This is a genomic window from Streptomyces viridiviolaceus (genome assembly GCF_014650995.1).
Classification (GTDB): domain Bacteria; phylum Actinomycetota; class Actinomycetes; order Streptomycetales; family Streptomycetaceae; genus Streptomyces; species Streptomyces viridiviolaceus.
This window is the reverse complement of record NZ_BMWA01000108.1, coordinates 1-717: the sequence shown is the minus strand read 5'-3', so window position 1 is coordinate 717 and position 717 is coordinate 1. Positions and strand designations below refer to the sequence as shown.

The following is a 717-nucleotide window of genomic DNA, read 5'->3' as shown; positions in this document are numbered from 1 at the left end:
AACGGACTCCCCGCCACCTCCCTCGCCTGGGGCGCCTGGGCCCACACCACCGGCATGACCGACCACCTCAGCGACACAGACCTGGCCCGGATGAGTCGGGCGGGTACTCCCGCTCTGCTGCCCGAGGACGGACTGGCGCTGTTCGACGCGGCACTACGTGCCGGTCACGCGACGCTCGTGCCGATCAGGCTCGACCTCCGGACCCTGCGTGCCAGGGCCGGTGAGGCGGCCGGGGCCGGGCGGATCCCGCAGATTCTGCAGGGGCTCGTCCGCTTCCCGGCCCGCCAGGCCGCCCGAGCGGCAGGCGACTCGGCCTCGGCCGCGTCGGGCATACGGCAGCGGCTGGCCGGACTGTCCACGGTGGAACGGACCGAGGCTCTGCTGGAGCTCGTCACCAAGCACGTGGCGTCGGTCCTCGGCCACGAGACCGGCGCCGCGATCGAACCCGACCGCGCCTTCAAGGAGCTGGGATTCGACTCGCTCGCCGCGATCGAGTTGCGCAACCAGCTGAACGGTGCCACAGGGCTACGGCTCCCCAGCACCCTGGTCTTCGACTACCCGACGGCCTCCCGCGTCGCCGAGTTCCTCCGACAGGAGCTGACGGAGGACGGCCAGGAGCAGTTGCCGGTCCAGCAGTCCACGGTGGTCGCGGCGGTCGACGACGAGCCGATCGCGATCGTGGGCATGGCCTGCCGCTACCCCGGCGGCGTGAACTCC

The 717-nt window shown here is 72.1% G+C and carries 1 protein-coding gene; it reads left to right on the top strand.

All coding sequences use genetic code 11. The features are described from left to right. Positions 1 to 717: acyl carrier protein (locus IE260_RS41125; RefSeq protein WP_229881860.1), on the top strand; the 717-nt coding region annotated here is incomplete at both ends.